Source organism: Comamonas sediminis, assembly GCF_041107495.1.
Lineage (GTDB): Bacteria > Pseudomonadota > Gammaproteobacteria > Burkholderiales > Burkholderiaceae_C > Comamonas > Comamonas sediminis.
In genome coordinates, this window is record NZ_JBGBDC010000001.1 from 662,013 (window position 1) to 677,582 (window position 15,570).

A 15,570-nucleotide genomic window follows, 5' to 3' on the forward strand; every position below is an offset into this window, starting at 1 on the left:
CCCCATAGGGGTGGGCCTGCGCCTTTATCATCAGCTGGGTTCACACTGGATTGATTCACTCTTATGGCACAACAACTGTCCGCCGCCGAACAGGCACTGCGCGAAGCCGCACTCGAATACCATCGCAGCCCGAGCAAGGGCAAGATCTCCGTCACCCCCACCAAGCCGCTGTCCAACCAGCGTGACCTGTCGCTGGCCTATTCGCCAGGCGTGGCCTACCCTTGCCTGGACATCGAAGCCGATCCCAGCCTGGCAGCCGACTACACCTCGCGCGGCAACCTGGTCGGCGTGATCACCAATGGCACCGCCGTGCTGGGCCTGGGCGATATCGGCCCGCTGGCCAGCAAGCCGGTGATGGAAGGCAAGGGCTGCCTGTTCAAGAAGTTCGCCGGCGTCGATGTGTTCGACATCGAGCTGGCCGAGCGCGATCCAGACAAGCTGATCGACATCATCGCCAGCCTCGAGCCCACGCTGGGCGGCATCAACCTCGAAGACATCAAGGCACCCGAGTGCTTCTACATCGAGCAAGAGCTGTCCAAGCGCATGAACATTCCGGTGTTCCATGACGACCAGCACGGCACGGCCATCATCTCCAGCGCTGCGCTGCTCAACGGCCTGGAACTGGTCGACAAGCAAATCGGCAACGTCAAGATCGCCGTCTCCGGCGCGGGCGCTGCAGCCATTGCCTGCGTCGATGTGATGGTGGGCCTCGGCGTCAAGCGCGAGAACATCTTCATGGTCGACTCCAAGGGCGTGATCTACGAAGGCCGCCCTGGCAACCTGGATGCCTCCAAGGCGCGCTACGCGCAAAAGACCGAGGCCCGTACCTTGGCCGACGTGGTCAACGGCGCTGACGTGTTCCTGGGCTGCTCCGCCCCGGGCGTGCTGACGGCCGACATGGTCAAGACCATGGCCGACAAGCCCATCATCCTGGCGCTGGCCAACCCCGAGCCAGAAATCCGCCCTGAGCTGGCCAAGGCCGTTCGTCCCGATTGCATCATCGCCACCGGCCGTTCGGACTACCCGAACCAGGTCAACAACGTGCTGTGCTTCCCCTACATCTTCCGTGGCGCGCTCGATTGCGGCGCCAGCAAGATCACCGAGGCGATGAAGCTGGCCTGCGTGCGCGAAATCGCCGCGCTGGCCAAACAGGACGTCAGCGACGAAGTGGCTGCCGCCTACCAGGGTAAGGAGCTGAAGTTCGGCCCCGACTACCTGATCCCCACCCCGTTCGACACGCGCCTGATCCTGCGCATTGCGCCCGCCGTGGCCAAGGCTGCACAAGAGTCCGGCGTGGCTGCACGCCCGATCGAAGACATCGACGCCTACCGTGAGAACCTCACCCGCTTCGTCTACCAGACCAGCATGTTCATGCGCCCGGTGTTTGCTGCGGCCAAGAGCCATGTGCAACGCGTGGCCTACGCCGAAGGCGAAGACGAGCGCGTGCTGCGCGCCGTGCAGGTCGCCGTGGACGACGGCCTGGCCAAGCCGATCCTGATCGGCCGCCCTGCCGTCATCGAGGCCCGCATCGCCAAGGCCGGTCTGCGCCTGCAACTGGGTAAGGATGTGGACATCGTCGATCCGGAAGATGACCCCCGCTTCCGCCAGTACTGGGAGGCCTACCACGCCCTGATGGGCCGCAATGGCGTGACCCCCGAGGTCGCGAAGTCTGCCGTGCGCCGTTCCAACACCGTGATCGCCGCACTGATGGTGCACCTGGGCGATGCTGATGCGATGCTGTGCGGCGTGATGGGCCGCTTCGACAAGCACCTGGGCCATATCGAAGACGTGCTGGGCCACCAGACCGATGCCAACCGCCTGGCCACCGTGAACGCGCTGATGCTGGAAAACCGCACGCTGTTCATCGCTGATACCTACATCAACGAAGACCCGACCGCCGAAGAGCTGGCCCAGATCGCCAAGCTCGCCGCGCAAGAGGTGCAGCGTTTTGGCCTGCCGCCCAAGGTGGCCTTCCTGTCGCACAGCAACTACGGCTCGTCCACCCGCAAGTCGGCGCTCAAGATGCGCGCTGCCCGCGACCTGTTTGCCGCCGCCAACCCCGACATCGAATGCGATGGCGAGATGCATGGCGACGCCGCGCTGGACGAACACGTGCGCGAGCGCACCCTCATCGAGTCGAGCCTGACCGGTGAAGCCAATGTGCTGATCTGCCCGAACCTGGACGCAGCGAACATTCTGTTCAATGTGCTCAAGACCACGGCATCGCACGGCACCACCATCGGCCCGATCCTGCTGGGCAGCGAGGCACCCGCCCATGTGCTGACCCCCTCGTCCACCGTGCGCCGCGTGGTCAACATGACCGCCCTGGTCGCCGCCCAGGCCCAGGCCCGCAAGGAAGGCAAGTAAGCCCTGGCGCGGCACCCACCGCGCCTTGGTTTGGTTTGCACGGATAGCCCAAAGATAGCCCCAGGCACAGCGCCTGGGGCTTTTTTACGTCTGCCACTCAGCCACGGCGGCTTTCAGCACGCCCCCGTCACCAGCCGGTCGAACAGCTGCGCATCGCCCATCTGCCCGCCTTTGAGCATCAGCTCCAGCCCATCGATGCGCGCATCATCGCTGCGCGCCACGCTCAGGGTCACCCCGGGCGCCAAGGCGCTGTGGAAGGCCAGTCCCCACAGCCCCAACGCCTGCGTTGCCAGGCTGGAGGTATCGCCGCCCGCAATGCCCAGGCGCCGCAAGGGCTGGCCCTGTGCGGCCAGCAGGCGCAAGGTCTCTGCCACCAGCTGCGCGCTGCGCTGTGCCACTGCTGCCGTCGTGGCCGCGTCCACCGCTTGGCTGGGCCGGCTGGTGTGCGCCAGCATATGGCGCCCCTCGTGCAGGCCCTGGGCCAACTGGGCCGCGCAATTGCTCAGATAGCCCTCCTCTGCCAGCAGCCGGCCCACCTCCACCTCCCGCTTGTCAAACTGCTGGCTGGCCGCGATCTGCTGGCGGGAGACCGGCGACAGGCTGCCGACCAGCACCAGCACCGGGCCCTGCGCGGGCGCCAGCGGTTCAGCCGCTGGCACATCGCCCAACCATCCCAGTTGGCGCCAGCCTGCTATCAGGCACTGCTCCACGCCGCTGGGCCCCACGGCCAGCAACGGCGCTTGCTGCGCACGCGCCCACAGCAGCGCGCCAATCTGCGGCAGCTGGGCTTCGTGCACCAGGTCGATCAGCAAGGCATCTGGCACAGGGCCTGCGCCTTCTTGCGCCTGCATCCAGCGCAACAGCACCTCGGTATCAGCACCCGCCAGCTCCAGCTGCCGCGTGCTCAGCAGCCGAATATCGGCCAGCCCCTGCCTGGACAGGTGCAGGCGCAGATCGGCCTCGTCCATCGGGGTGACAGGGTGCTGCCGCATGGTGGGATGGCGGTCAATACGGTGAACCGCCCCACCCGGCCCGGCCTGCGCAAACAGGTTGCCAAAGGCGCAAAAACGCCCAATATTGGGCTGGCCGCCAACGATCACCGCTGGCGATGCGGCTGCCACCTTGCGCAAGGCCGCCACCGCCGCACCAATGCTGCCCACATGCGGGGCACTGTCAAAGGTGGAGCAGCATTTGTAGTGCAGCAGCGGCGCGCCGCTGGCGGCCATGAACTGCGCCACCGGCGCCAGCACATCGGCCATTGCGTTGGGGCTCAGACTGCGGGCCGCACCGGCGATGCCCATGGCCTGCAAGGGCCCGGCCTTGGCCCGCTGCGCCCCGGTCGGCACATCCAGAAAAAGCAGAGAACGCAGGCCCGCCTGCGCCACCGTGGCCAGGGTGTCGGTCGCACCGGTAAAGTCATCGCCATACCAGACGACGGCGGGCTTGCCGCGCAGCAAGGTGTCCAGCATGGCGCCTATCCGCGCTTGCCAAAAAACTGCAGCGCGCGCGCCAGCTCCGGCGCATGCCGTGCATAGTCGTCCAGGCTGCTGCTGGCGCGCACGGCAGCCCAGGCCTGGCGAATGCTCAGCACGCCGGCAGCCGGGCCATCGGGGTGCGCCAGAATGCCGCCGCCCGCCATGAACAGCAGGTCATCGCTCTGCGACGCCGCCCAGGTGGCCGGCACCGTGCCCGCCCACTGGCCCGATGAGAATGCGGGCAGCACCCGGTCGTCCTGCACGGCAGACAGGCGCCGCTGGCAGTCCTGCGCGGACTCCACCACCTCGGCATCGGGCTGGGCAAACTTGCCCTGCAGGCCGTGCACATGCACATGGTCCACCCCGGCCAGGCGCCACAGGGTCTGGTAGGCCTGGTAGCCCATGCCCAGCATCGGGTCGCGCGACAGCGCGCCATAGCCATTGCGGTGCGCATGCAGCGCTAGCGGGGTATGTCGCCGCAGGCTCTGGATGCCCGACAGCCCGCACCAGTTGATGCTGGCCATCACGCAGCTGCCGCCCTCCTGCTGCACCAGATCGGCATGGCGCAGCATGGCGCTGGTCTCATCGGTGATGTTGAAGGCCACCATCACCCATTTGCCGGTGCGCTCCCGGTGCTCGCGGATCACGCGCATCACCGCTGGAATGCGCTCCTGCAGAGGCGCATGCGCCGGGTTGGCTGATACCTCGTCGTCCTTGATAAAGTCCACGCCCGCATCGCAGAGCTGCCGCACCAGGTCGGCCGTCTGCTGGGCGGACAGGCCCACATTCGGCTTGATGATGGTGCCCACCATGGCACCATGGGCAGCGCCAATGCTGCGCCGCGTGCCGGCCATCCCCAAGGCCGGCAGATCGAACTGGTCGCGATAGTCTGGAGGCAGGTCCAGGCACTCCAGCCGCAGGCCTGACACCTCTCCCAGGTCATACAGATTGCCGCTGACCGTGGCGGCCAAGGTGGGCAGGTTGGCGCCCACATTGGCAATGGGGAAGGCAATGCGCACGCGCGCACGCTGCCAGTGGGCACCCGCGCCATAGCCTTGGCGCTCCAGCCAGGCATTGGGCAGGCTGGGCCGGTCCACCGTGCCCAGCGGCTGCACCTGCAGCACCTGGGCACGCGCGCGTGCCCGCAGGTCATCGGTCTCGCCCGCCACGCGGGCAAAGGTGCCGCAGGATTGCTCACCGGCCATCACCTCGGCCACGGCCTCGGGCGCCAGTGGCGTCTCGATCAGGTAGCTGGCTTCAAAATAGGTAGATGTCATCGCATGTCCAGGCCCAGCGCGGGCCGGCCTTCACAGGGTGTTGAGGTCGGGGAAAGGGCGCACGGGGTTCTGGCCATCCCAGTCCTGGGAGGCCGCGCGGATCAGGTCAAACATCCTGCCCTTGGGGCCCATCACCTCGGACAGCTCGATCACCGTGCCCGGGTGGTACTCGGTGTCAAAGTAGATAAAGCGGCCGTTCTTGCCCACCTCGCCACTCATCTGCGGCTGGAAGCCCTGCGCCAGCAGGCGCTGCAGATCGGCGTCGTAGTCGGTGGTCCAGTACGCCACATGCTGCAGGCCCGTGCGGCCGGCGCGCAGAAAGTCACGGTACATCGATGGCACATCGTTGCGCACCTGGATCAGCTCCACCTGCACAAAGCCCGAGTTGGCCAGCGCCACCGAGTTGTGGGGCTGGTAGCGCTCGCCCGCGTACCGGTAGTTCTCGATCGGCACCTTCGGGTTGTAAAACCAGGGGCCCACGCCCAGGGTCTCGCTCCAGTACTTCATCGCAGCCTCGATATCGTTGACCACATAGCCCAGCTGGCGGATCTCTCCCAAAAAGCGGCTCATAGCTTGTCCTTCGTTTGTTATAGGGTTGGTTGTTGCGTTGATGGCATGGGCACTGCCTCACGTGGGTGCACGCGATACAGACACAGACCGGGAAGCGGGCCAGGCGGCCAGGTGGGCCGTGTGGGCCATGTGGGCCATGTGGCCGCCGCCCGCTTATAAAAATCCGGTGGAAATCCAGGGAATGGCCGCGACAAAGAGCAGCCCGACGAAGAGCGCCAGCATGTAGCCGCCGATGGGCCGAATGCCTTCGTTGGGGTTGACCTTGCTGATCGCGCAGGCGCCGTAGTAGCCCACGCCAAAGGGGGGTGCAAACAGGCCGATGCCCATCGCAAAGATCACGACCATCGCGTAATGCACCTCGTGCACGCCCACCGCTTTGGCGATGGGGAACAGCAGCGGGCCAAACAGCACGATGGCGGGAATGCCTTCGAGCACACTGCCCAGCACAATGAAGCAGACGATGGAGATCGCCAGAAATCCCCAGCTGCCGCCCGGCATGCTGGTCATCGCCTTGGCCAGGTCAGCCGAGAAGCCCGACTGCGTCAGCCCCCAGGCCATGCCGGTGGCGCAGCCCACAATCAGCATGATCGCGCCCGACAGCGAAGCGGTCTCCACCAGCATGGGTTTGAGGCGCCGCCAGTCAAAGCAGCGGTAGATGAACAGGCCCACCAGCACCGAATAGACCACGCCGATGGTGGAGACCTCGGTCGCCGTCGCAATGCCCTCCACCACCGCAGCGCGGATCACAAAGGGCAAGGCCAGCGCCGGCAACGCAATCACCAGCAGGCGGCCAATCTGCTTGCCGCTGAAGCGCTCGACACCGCCCAGATCCTCTTTGCGGTAACGCCACCACACGACGCAGCACAGCGCAGCGCCCAGCACCACCGCCGGCAGCATGCCGCCGGTAAACAGCGCAGCAATCGATATGCCGGTGACCGAGCCAATCGTGATCAGCACGATGGACGGAGGAATGGTCTCCGTCTGCGCACCGGTGGCCGACAGCAGCGCGACCAGGTCGCCCTCCTTGGCGCCGCGCTTTTTCATCTCGGGGAACAGCACCGGCGCAATCGCGGCCATGTCGGCCACCTTCGATCCCGAGATGCCCGAGACCAGGTACATCGCGCCAATCAACACATAGGACAGGCCCCCGCGCACGCGGCCCAGCAGGCTGGCCAGAAACTGGATCATCGCCTTGGCCATGCCGGTCATCTCGATCAGCGAGCCCAGAAAAATGAACATCGGCACCGCCAGCATGATCAGGTGCGACATGCCTTCATCGAGCCGCCCCACCATCACCACCAGCGGCGTGCGTGTGGTCAGCGCCAGGTAGCCAAAGGTGGCCAGCGCAAACGAGAACGCAATCGGCACACCCGCAAACACCGTGCCCGCCACCACCAGCACAAAGAAGATCACCAGGTTGAACTTGCCCAGGCTCTTGAACAGCGGCTGGCACAGCCAGAACAGCAGCACCAGCGCGGCCACCAGCGCCACCGCGGCCAGCGCCTTTTGCCAGCTGCTCTGCGTCAGCAGACGCAGCAAGGCCACCACGGCCATCAGGCCCATGCCCACCGGCAGCGCGGCGGCCCGCCAGGCATTGCTCAGCTCCATCGCCGGGGTGGTGATAAAGGCCTCTTCCTCCGCGTACTCATAGGCGGGGCCCAGCACCATCAGCAAAAAGGCCAGCGATGCGGCCAGCGCAAAGGCCTCCAGCGCTGCGCGCAGGCCCGGCCGCACGTTGTTGATGAATGCCGTCATGCGCATGTGCTCGCCCCGGCGCAGCGCCACTACGGCACCCAGCATGGACAGCCACAAAAACATCAGCGAAGCCAGCTCATCGGACCAGACCAGCGGCTGGTGAAACACATAGCGTGCCACCACGCCGGCAAACAGCACGATGATTTCGGCCAGCACCAGGGCAGCGGCCGCCGTCTCGACGATGGCGCCCAGGCCACGGTCAACGCCACGGGCCAGCGAGGCCAAGGCGTTGTCGGGCGGCGCAGCCGAGAGCCCCGCCAGCGCGGGGGTTGCAGGGTGGGACATGGCAATGCTCTTTCAGGGCGTGAATCAGGGCATCGCTCAAGCGAGCTTGCCAACGGCGCCTTCGAGCAGGCTCCACACGTCCTTGCCGAAGCGGCCTTGCCAATCCTTGTAAAAGCCCGAGCTGCGCAGCGCTGCGCGAAAGCTCTCCGCATCGGGCTGGTTGAACTGCAGGCCCTTGCTGGCAAGATCGGCCTGTACCGAGGCATTGAGCTGGCTGATATCCCCCCGCTGCGCCATGCCGGCATCGTTGATCGCCGTGGCCACGATCTTCTTCAGATCGGCCGGCAGGCTCTCCCACATGCGGCCGTTGGCAATGAACCAGTAGCCATCCCAGATATGGTTGGTCAGCGAGCAGAACTTCTGCACCTCGTAGAGCTTGGCCACCTGGATGATGGGCAGCGGGTTTTCCTGCGCATCCACAATCCGGGTCTGCAGCGACGAGTACACCTCGGAGAACTGCAGGCTGGCCGGAGCAGCGCCCAGGCCCTTGAACATCGCAATCGGCATCGGGCTCACCGGCACGCGGATCTTGAGGCCATCCATGTCCTTGGCGCTGTGCACCGCGCCCTTGCTGCTGGTGGTCTGGCGGAAACCGTTGTCCCACATCTTCTCGAACGCATAGAGCTTGCGCTTGGCAATCTCGGCCCGCACCATCGCGCCCAGCGGGCCATCCATCGCCTTCCAGACCTGGTCGTAGTTGGTAAACGCAAAACCCACTGCATTGATGGCCGCAGCTGGCACCAAGGTCGCAATCACCAGCGCCGATGGCGTGAAGAAATCGATACCGCCCGAGCGCACCTGCGCCAGCATGTCGGTATCACCGCCGAGCTGGTTGTTGGGGTATATGGCCAGCTCGACGCGGCCATTGCTTTCCTTGCGGATGCGGTCCGCCGCCTCTTGCGCGCGGATGTTGAGCGGGTGGCTCAGCGGCAGGTTGTTGCCGTATTTGAGCGAGAACTCGGCGGCACGCGCAACCAATGGAAAGCCCGACACCATGCCTGCGGCAGGCAAGGCGGTCAGTCCCTTGATGAGGGAACGGCGGCTGAGTTCGTTCATGCTTGTCTCCTAATATTTGATTTGAATTGATGTAATGGCACAAATCTCATACTGGAAGATAGGCAAACGGCTTGCTATAGTCAAACGCACAAAATGATTGAATTTGATGTTTTCTGATGCCTCATAGCCCCGCAGCGCCGCCGCAGCGCCTCACGCTCAAGACCGTGGCCGCCCTGGCGGGTGTCTCTACCGCCACCGCCGACCGGGTGCTGAACCAGCGCCCCGGCGTGCGCCCCATCACCGTGCAGAAGGTGCGCCAGGCCGCCCAGGCGCTGGGCTACCTGCCCGATGCGCTGGCCGATGCCGCGCCGCAATCCGCGCCCTGGAAGCTGGCCTTTGTGCTGCCCCAGGGGCAGAACCCCTATCTGCGCATGCTGGGCGACACCATTGGTTTTTCAGAAAGCCACCAGGCGCCGTTCAACGTCAAATGCCAGGTGGAATATGTCGAAAGCTTCAACCCCGAAGCGCTGGCCGCTACCTTGCTGCGCCTGGGCAAACGGGTGCAGGGTATCGCCTTCATGGCGATCGAGCACCCCGCCGTGCGCGAAGCGGTGCAGCAACTCGCTGACCGGGGCGTGCCGACGTTGACCGTTATTTCCGACCTGGACAACAGCGCCCGCATCGCCTATGTGGGGCTGGACAACCGTGCCGCCGGCCGCACCGCCGCCTACCTGCTGGCCCGCTTTATCGGCAGCCAGCGCCGCGATGCGCAAATCGCGCTGATTGCAGGATCGCGCAGCTACCTGGCGCATGAAGAACGCGAAGGCGGCTTTCTGCAACTGCATGCCGAGCAGTTCCCCGACATGCAGATCCTGGGCCTGCGCGAGAGCTACGACGACTCGTCCCGCAACTACCAGCAGACCAAGGAGCTGCTGCAGCGCCACCCGCATATCGCCGGCATCTACAACATCGGAGGGTCATCGGATGGGGTAGGCCGCGCGCTGCAGGAAGCCGGCCGCGAGCACCAGGTCGTCCTCATCGGCCACGGCCTCACCCCCGACACCCGCGCGCTGCTGATCAACGGCACGATGGACGCGGTCATCACCCAAAGCCACCTGGGCATCATCATGAGCTGCATCCGCATGTTCAGCAATCTGCGCGACCAGCTCGACACGATGACGGCGGTGGACATCGTGCGCAGCCAGGTCATCTTTCGGGAGAATTTGCCTTGATAGAGACAATGTCTAGGCGACTAAATGTGACGCGAGACAACCAGCGGGTTACTCAAAAAGTAACCGTGCTGCAAAAATCCATCCTTCTGGCCGAACACTGCATGTCTCAGAAGAAGCAATCACGCCCTCGTCACAGTCAGTTGATGAACAACTTTGGCAACAGCAACATCCACTCGCTATTTAGCAAATAGATTGAATTCATCTACCTCGATCACTTAAAGATCCGTCACTACTAAGCCAAACGCCATCGCAGAGATAAACGTCTCCTCCTCCATCGTCCAGAGATAAGGCATCGTACAGATTTCGCAAGTCATCTTCCCCGCGTGTTCTCAGGTCAGTGCACTGATCAAATAGCTCAAAAAACCTAATGATGGCAGCATTGTTCTCATTTTCAAACTCGTCTGGAGTTTGAACTGAATCTCTGGTAATAAGGCCGATCTTGACGTACTCACGCCCCATCCAGTCCTTTTCTACGGTTGGTGCAGTGTTCAGCTCTTTACCAAGTCGCATAGCTGCTTCAACCAATCTCAATTGATCTGAACAACGGCGGATTCGCCCATCATCCTCATCTGCTGTCGCGGTCATCAGCAACCACTGGGGCTCATCACCAACAATTCTTAAATACCCTGTACGCCCTCGGGTGACGATGTAGCGTTCCCCGCCATGTAAACCTATCTTGGTAGACGTGCGGATGTCAAAAGGTACCTTCATTGATTCCTCCAACACTTAAAAGCGAAATTATGCGGAAAGTACTACGCAGGAATTTGGAACTCAACACTTCAACGCTCCTGATGCGGCACAAAGGACTTTAGTTAGCTATTGTTTTCCTTCACCAGCTCATACATGAAGACCATCTTCTAGATATAGGTACCCCCTCACATCTCATCAATCGCCGTACTACCCACCCCACTCTGCGCAGCAGCCAATCCTTCCCCCGCCTCAATCGCAAAGCGCTCGCGGCAGTTGATGTAAAAGCTCGCGCCAAAGCGCCCGACGGGGAAGAACTCCTGCAGGCGCACCCGCCATTTTTCGGTGTCGACCAGGCCGTCGCGTACGGCCAGCCACTGCACCCGGCCGATGAAGACGTAGCGGCTCGGGGTTTCAAGGGTTTCGTGCAGCACGCATTCGAAGGCGACGGGGGCTTGCACGATGCGTGGGGGGCGCACGCTTTGGGAAGGGGTGGCAGTTAAGCCCGTGTGATCCAGCTCGCTCTCGTGCGGGGCCAGGCGGTCGCCGCAGCGGTGCATGGCGGCGGCCATCGCTTCGTCGGCGATGTGCACCACAAACTCCTTGTCGCGCAGGATGTTGGTGGCAGTGTCTTTCTGCGCGGAGTCCTGCAGCTTGTTCACGCTCAGCATCACCACCGGCGGGTCCTCGCCCATCATGTTGAACATGCTGAAAGGGGCCGCATTGATGGTGCCGTCTGCGCCCAGGGTCGTCACCAACGCAATCGGGCGCGGCACGATCAGGCTGGCCATCAGCTTGTAGCGTTCGTAGGTGCCCAGCTGGGCAAAGTCGATCTCGGTCATGGGCGTTTTCTCATCGTCTGGATGGCGCATTTTGCTTGCAATTGCCATGCCGGGCCGCCCGCGCGCCAGTAGCCGACCAAGCATGTATACAAGCTGCACCAAGCGGATGCGCGGCCATGCATCGGCGCGTGCACGCGGATCCATTCACCACCCTGCATTTGCACCAGCCTGGTGCAACAGCGCCTGCCTACAGGAGCTTACAAACTGGCACCGATCTTGCAAACGACCTTGTATGCAACATCGGAGGACCCCCATGCACAAGCGCAGTTTTCTGAAGACCACCGTCGCCGCCCTGGCGCTGTCCTGGGGTGCGGCCCAGGCAGCAGACACCCCCATCAAGTTCCAGCTCGATTGGCGCTTTGAGGGGCCGGCCGCCTTCTTCCTGCAGCCGGTCGCGCAAGGCCTGTTCAAGGCCCAGGGCCTGGATGTGACGGTGGATGCCGGCAATGGCTCGGGCGGCGCGGTGCAGCGCGTGGCATCGGGCACCTATGACATGGGTTTTGCCGACCTGGCCTCGGTGATGGAGTTCCATGCCAACAACCCCGACGCGCCCAACAAGCCGGTCGCCGTCATGGTGGTCTACAACAACACGCCGGCTTCGGTGATGGCGCTCAAGAAGTCGGGCATCAAGACCCCCGCCGATCTGAGTGGCAAGAAGCTGGGCGCGCCGGTGTTCGATGCCGGGCGCAAGGCTTTCCCTATTTTTGAAAAGGCCAATGGCGTCAGCAACGTCGCCTGGACGGCGATGGACCCGCCCCTGCGCGAAACCATGCTGGTGCGCGGCGATGTCGATGCCATCACCGGTTTCACCTTCACCAGCCTGCTGAACCTGGAGGCGCGCGGCGCCAAGGCCAGCGATGTGGTGGTGATGCAATACGCCGACTATGGCGTCAAGCTCTACGGCAACGTGATCATCGCCAGCCCCAAGATGATCCAGGAGCGGCCCGAGGCGATCAAGAAGTTCCTGACCGCCTTTGCCCAGGGCGCCAAGGGCGTGATCGCCAACCCGGCCCAGGCGATCCAGTCCGTCAAGGCGCGTGATGGCATCGCCAATGTGGCGCTGGAGACGCGCCGCCTGCAGCTGGCGATCGACACCGTCATCAACAGCGCCGATGCCCGCAAGGAAGGCTTTGGCCGCCTGGACAGCAGCCGCCTGAGCCTGATGGCCGCCCAGGTCTCGGACGCCTATGGCACGAAGACCCGCGTCAAGGCAGAAGACGTCTGGAACGGCAGCTTTCTGCCGCCCGCCGCCGTGCTTGATGTGCTCCCCAAAAAGTAAGCCATCCCAAGCCTCCTTTACCCCATTGCCCCCACCACCTGACGAGACCATCCCGTGAAAAAACGCAGCTTTCTCCACGCATCCCTGGCCCTGCTGGCCGCCGCCAGCACCTGCAGCGCACTGGCCCAGCCGCTGACGCCGCTGAAGTTCCAGCTCGACTGGCGCTTTGAAGGCCCGGCCGCCCTCTTTGTGCACCCCGAGCAAAAGGGCTACTTCAAGCAGGCTGGTCTGGATGTGACGGTGGAAGCTGCCAGTGGCGCCGGCGCCATCCAGCGCGTGGCATCGGGCACGCACGATTTGGGCTTTGCCGACCTGGCCGCGCTGATGGAGTTCCATGCCAACAACCCCGATGCGCCGATCAAGCCGGTGGCCATCATGGTGATCTACAACACCACACCCGCATCGGTGATGGCGCTGAAAAAATCCGGCATCACCAAGGCCAGCGACCTGACCGGCAAGAAGATGGGCGCGCCGATTTTTGATGCGGGCCGCCGCACCTTCCCGATCTTTGCGCAGGCCAATGGCGTGGGCGCCGTGCAGTGGACGACGATGGATCCACCGCTGCGCGAAACCATGCTGGTGCGCGGCGATCTGGATGCCGTCACCGGCTACACCTTCACAAGCCTGCTCAACCTGGAGGCGCGTGGCATCAAGGCCGAAGACGTGGTCGTACTGCCCTATGCCACCCATGGCGTGCAGCTCTACGGCAATGTCATCATCGCCAGCCCCAAGCTGATTGCCGAGAAACCCGAAGCGGTGCGCGCTTTCCTCAAGGCCTTTGCCAAGGGAGCCAAGGAGGCGATTGCCGATCCGCAGGCCGCCATCGCGTCGCTCAAGGCCAAGGATGGCCTGGTCAATGTGCCGCTGGAGGTGAAGCGCCTCAAGCTCACGATCGACACCGCCATCGACAGCAAGGGCGCGCGCGAAGAAGGCTTTGGCCAGCTGCGTACCGAACGCCTGGGCCTGATGGCCGAGCAGGTTGCCAAGGCCTACGAGACCAAGAACCCCGTGCCAGCCCAGGCGGTGTGGAACGGCAGCTTTCTGCCCAGCGCTGCCGAGCTGGACATCCTCCCCAAGCGCTGATCTTGCCGCCTGCAGGGTGCTGCCCGCGCCCTGCCCTTTTGAAGACGATTGCACCCTATGACGGCCTCCCTCCAAGACCCTGCCTTTGTTGAGTTTCGCGATGTCTGGCTGGCTTACAACGACGAGTTGCAGGCCAAGAACCAGTTCGCCGTCGAAGCCATTGACCTGCAAGTGCGCCGTGGCGAGTTCATCGCCATCGTCGGCCCCTCGGGCTGCGGCAAATCCACGTTCATGAAGCTGGCCACCGGCCTGCGCATGCCCAGCATCGGCAAGATCCGCATCGATGGCCAGCCCGTCACCGGCCCGCTCAAGATATCGGGCATGGCCTTCCAGTCGCCATCGCTCTTGCCCTGGCGCACCACGGTCGACAATGTGCTTCTGCCGCTGGAGATTGTCGAGCCCCACCGCAGCCAGTTCAAGGCGCGGCGCCAGGAGTACGAGGAGCGCGCCCGCCGCCTGCTGCAAAAGGTCGGCCTGGCGGGCTATGAGGACAAGTTTCCCTGGGAGCTGTCAGGCGGCATGCAGCAGCGCGCCAGCATCTGCCGCGCGTTGATCCATGAGCCCAAGATGCTGCTGCTCGACGAGCCCTTTGGCGCCCTCGATGCCTTCACCCGCGAAGAGCTATGGTGCATCCTGCGCGATCTGCATGCCGAGCAGCAGTTCAACGTCATCCTCGTCACGCATGACCTGCGCGAATCCGTGTTCCTGGCCGACTCCATCTACGTGATGAGCAAGAGCCCCGGCCGCTTTGTGGTGCGCCGCGATATCGACATCCCCCGCCCGCGCGATCTGGAGCTGACCTACACCAAGGAGTTCAGCGACATCGTGCATGAGCTGCGCGGCCACATCGGCGCGATGCGCAAGACCGGCACCGTGATCAACCAGTAAGCGCCCAGGCCCACCACCTATGTACAAGCTCAACAACCCCAAGCTCGAACGCTGGTCGCCCTGGCTGCTGCTGGCCGCCGTGGTCATTGTCTGGCAAATCATCTGCTCGGCCTTCCAGGTGTCGGAGTTCATCTTCCCCAGCCCCTTGCTCATCTGGCAGCAATTTCTGGAGTTCCACGCCGTTATCGCCACCCACGCCTGGCGCACCTTCTGGGTGACGATGGCCGGCTTTGGCGTTGCCATCGTCGTCGGCGTGTTGCTGGGCTTTTTGATTGGCAGCTCGCGCCTGGCCTATGCCGCCGTCTACCCGCTGATGACCGCCTTCAACGCGCTGCCCAAGGCCGCCTTTGTGCCCATCCTCGTGGTCTGGTTCGGCATCGGCATTGGCCCGGCCATCCTCACCGCGTTCCTGATCAGCTTCTTCCCGATCATGGTCAACATCGCCACCGGCCTGGCCACCTTGGAGCCCGAGCTGGAAGACGTCCTGCGCGTGCTCGGTGCCAAGCGCTGGGATGTGTTGATCAAGGTCGGCCTGCCGCGCTCGCTGCCCTACTTCTACGGCTCGCTCAAGGTCGCCATCACCCTGGCCTTTGTTGGCACCACCGTGTCCGAGATGACTGCCGCCAACGAAGGCATTGGCTACCTGCTGATCTCCGCCGGCTCCTCTATGCAAATGGGCCTGGCCTTTGCAGGCCTCTTGGTGGTGGGCGCGATGGCGATGGTGATGTACGAGCTGTTCAGCTTGGTAGAAAAGCGCACCACGGCCTGGGCGCACCGAGGCGCCAACAACCACTAAAGCGGATCGCGGCCCTCGGGCTGAATCACAGCAAGCAA

The 15,570-nt window shown here is 63.8% G+C and carries 13 protein-coding genes; 6 read left to right on the forward strand and 7 right to left on the reverse strand.

The annotated features are described in order from the left end of the window. Positions 1 to 63: 63 nt before the first annotated feature. Positions 64 to 2,367, forward strand: a complete 2,304-nt coding sequence (locus AB7A72_RS02925; protein ID WP_230771898.1) for an NADP-dependent malic enzyme — start codon at positions 64 to 66, stop codon at positions 2,365 to 2,367. Between the two features lie 113 nt (positions 2,368 to 2,480). Here AB7A72_RS02925 and AB7A72_RS02930 read toward each other — a convergent pair whose 3' ends face one another. The 5 genes from AB7A72_RS02930 to AB7A72_RS02950 all read right to left on the reverse strand — a co-directional run bounded on the left by AB7A72_RS02930 (position 2,481) and on the right by AB7A72_RS02950 (position 8,785). Next, positions 2,481 to 3,836 (reverse strand): four-carbon acid sugar kinase family protein, encoded by a 1,356-nt coding sequence (locus AB7A72_RS02930; RefSeq protein WP_312834200.1) that lies wholly within the window; start codon positions 3,834 to 3,836, stop codon positions 2,481 to 2,483. A 5-nt stretch (positions 3,837 to 3,841) separates the two neighbouring features. Further along, positions 3,842 to 5,119 carry a ribulose-bisphosphate carboxylase large subunit family protein gene (locus AB7A72_RS02935; protein ID WP_312834199.1) on the reverse strand — a complete coding sequence of 426 codons (1,278 nt, stop codon included), beginning with the start codon at positions 5,117 to 5,119 and terminating at the stop codon, positions 3,842 to 3,844. A 30-nt stretch (positions 5,120 to 5,149) separates the two neighbouring features. Beyond that, entirely contained in the window at positions 5,150 to 5,689 is a 540-nt protein-coding gene (locus AB7A72_RS02940; protein ID WP_312410264.1) for a VOC family protein, read from the reverse strand. A gap of 153 nt (positions 5,690 to 5,842) precedes the next feature. Beyond that, the gene (locus AB7A72_RS02945; RefSeq protein WP_312834198.1) at positions 5,843 to 7,729 is read right to left on the reverse strand and encodes a TRAP transporter large permease; all 1,887 of its coding nucleotides are present in this window, start codon (positions 7,727 to 7,729) and stop codon (positions 5,843 to 5,845) included. Positions 7,730 to 7,765: 36 nt separating this feature from the next. Beyond that, positions 7,766 to 8,785 (reverse strand): TRAP transporter substrate-binding protein, encoded by a 1,020-nt coding sequence (locus tag AB7A72_RS02950; RefSeq protein WP_312410269.1) that lies wholly within the window; start codon positions 8,783 to 8,785, stop codon positions 7,766 to 7,768. A 116-nt stretch (positions 8,786 to 8,901) separates the two neighbouring features. Here AB7A72_RS02950 and AB7A72_RS02955 point away from each other — a divergent pair, with 116 nt between their 5' ends. Further along, entirely contained in the window at positions 8,902 to 9,957 is a 1,056-nt protein-coding gene (locus tag AB7A72_RS02955; RefSeq protein WP_312834197.1) for a LacI family DNA-binding transcriptional regulator, read from the forward strand. A 198-nt stretch (positions 9,958 to 10,155) separates the two neighbouring features. Here the strand turns inward: AB7A72_RS02955 and AB7A72_RS02960 are convergent, their stop codons facing one another. Both AB7A72_RS02960 and AB7A72_RS02965 read right to left on the reverse strand, forming a co-directional pair. After that, a complete protein-coding gene (locus AB7A72_RS02960; protein WP_312834196.1) occupies positions 10,156 to 10,668 on the reverse strand; it encodes a hypothetical protein in 513 nt (170 codons plus the stop codon). Positions 10,669 to 10,832: 164 nt separating this feature from the next. Further along, a complete protein-coding gene (locus tag AB7A72_RS02965) occupies positions 10,833 to 11,486 on the reverse strand; it encodes a flavin reductase family protein (RefSeq protein WP_312834195.1) in 654 nt (217 codons plus the stop codon). A gap of 253 nt (positions 11,487 to 11,739) precedes the next feature. Here AB7A72_RS02965 and AB7A72_RS02970 point away from each other — a divergent pair, with 253 nt between their 5' ends. The 4 genes from AB7A72_RS02970 to AB7A72_RS02985 are packed head-to-tail and all read left to right on the forward strand — an operon-like array spanning position 11,740 to position 15,532. Beyond that, entirely contained in the window at positions 11,740 to 12,765 is a 1,026-nt protein-coding gene (locus AB7A72_RS02970) for an ABC transporter substrate-binding protein (RefSeq protein ID WP_312834194.1), read from the forward strand. 54 nt (positions 12,766 to 12,819) lie between these two features. Continuing rightward, positions 12,820 to 13,848 carry an ABC transporter substrate-binding protein gene (locus tag AB7A72_RS02975; RefSeq protein WP_312410310.1) on the forward strand — a complete coding sequence of 343 codons (1,029 nt, stop codon included), beginning with the start codon at positions 12,820 to 12,822 and terminating at the stop codon, positions 13,846 to 13,848. Between the two features lie 57 nt (positions 13,849 to 13,905). Beyond that, positions 13,906 to 14,736 (forward strand): ABC transporter ATP-binding protein, encoded by an 831-nt coding sequence (locus AB7A72_RS02980; RefSeq protein WP_021027056.1) that lies wholly within the window; start codon positions 13,906 to 13,908, stop codon positions 14,734 to 14,736. 19 nt (positions 14,737 to 14,755) lie between these two features. Beyond that, a complete protein-coding gene (locus AB7A72_RS02985) occupies positions 14,756 to 15,532 on the forward strand; it encodes an ABC transporter permease (RefSeq protein ID WP_369458961.1) in 777 nt (258 codons plus the stop codon). Positions 15,533 to 15,570 lie beyond the last annotated feature (38 nt).

What these genes read in the sequence shown, in the direction of transcription:
- AB7A72_RS02925 (WP_230771898.1), top strand. Translation starts at nt 64, where the DNA reads ATGGCACAACAACTGTCCGCCGCCGAACAGGCACTGCGCGAAGCCGCA.
- AB7A72_RS02930 (WP_312834200.1), bottom strand. Translation starts at nt 3,836, where the DNA reads ATGCTGGACACCTTGCTGCGCGGCAAGCCCGCCGTCGTCTGGTATGGC.
- AB7A72_RS02935 (WP_312834199.1), bottom strand. Translation starts at nt 5,119, where the DNA reads ATGACATCTACCTATTTTGAAGCCAGCTACCTGATCGAGACGCCACTG.
- AB7A72_RS02940 (WP_312410264.1), bottom strand. Translation starts at nt 5,689, where the DNA reads ATGAGCCGCTTTTTGGGAGAGATCCGCCAGCTGGGCTATGTGGTCAAC.
- AB7A72_RS02945 (WP_312834198.1), bottom strand. Translation starts at nt 7,729, where the DNA reads ATGTCCCACCCTGCAACCCCCGCGCTGGCGGGGCTCTCGGCTGCGCCG.
- AB7A72_RS02950 (WP_312410269.1), bottom strand. Translation starts at nt 8,785, where the DNA reads ATGAACGAACTCAGCCGCCGTTCCCTCATCAAGGGACTGACCGCCTTG.
- AB7A72_RS02955 (WP_312834197.1), top strand. Translation starts at nt 8,902, where the DNA reads ATGCCTCATAGCCCCGCAGCGCCGCCGCAGCGCCTCACGCTCAAGACC.
- AB7A72_RS02960 (WP_312834196.1), bottom strand. Translation starts at nt 10,668, where the DNA reads ATGAAGGTACCTTTTGACATCCGCACGTCTACCAAGATAGGTTTACAT.
- AB7A72_RS02965 (WP_312834195.1), bottom strand. Translation starts at nt 11,486, where the DNA reads ATGACCGAGATCGACTTTGCCCAGCTGGGCACCTACGAACGCTACAAG.
- AB7A72_RS02970 (WP_312834194.1), top strand. Translation starts at nt 11,740, where the DNA reads ATGCACAAGCGCAGTTTTCTGAAGACCACCGTCGCCGCCCTGGCGCTG.
- AB7A72_RS02980 (WP_021027056.1), top strand. Translation starts at nt 13,906, where the DNA reads ATGACGGCCTCCCTCCAAGACCCTGCCTTTGTTGAGTTTCGCGATGTC.
- AB7A72_RS02985 (WP_369458961.1), top strand. Translation starts at nt 14,756, where the DNA reads ATGTACAAGCTCAACAACCCCAAGCTCGAACGCTGGTCGCCCTGGCTG.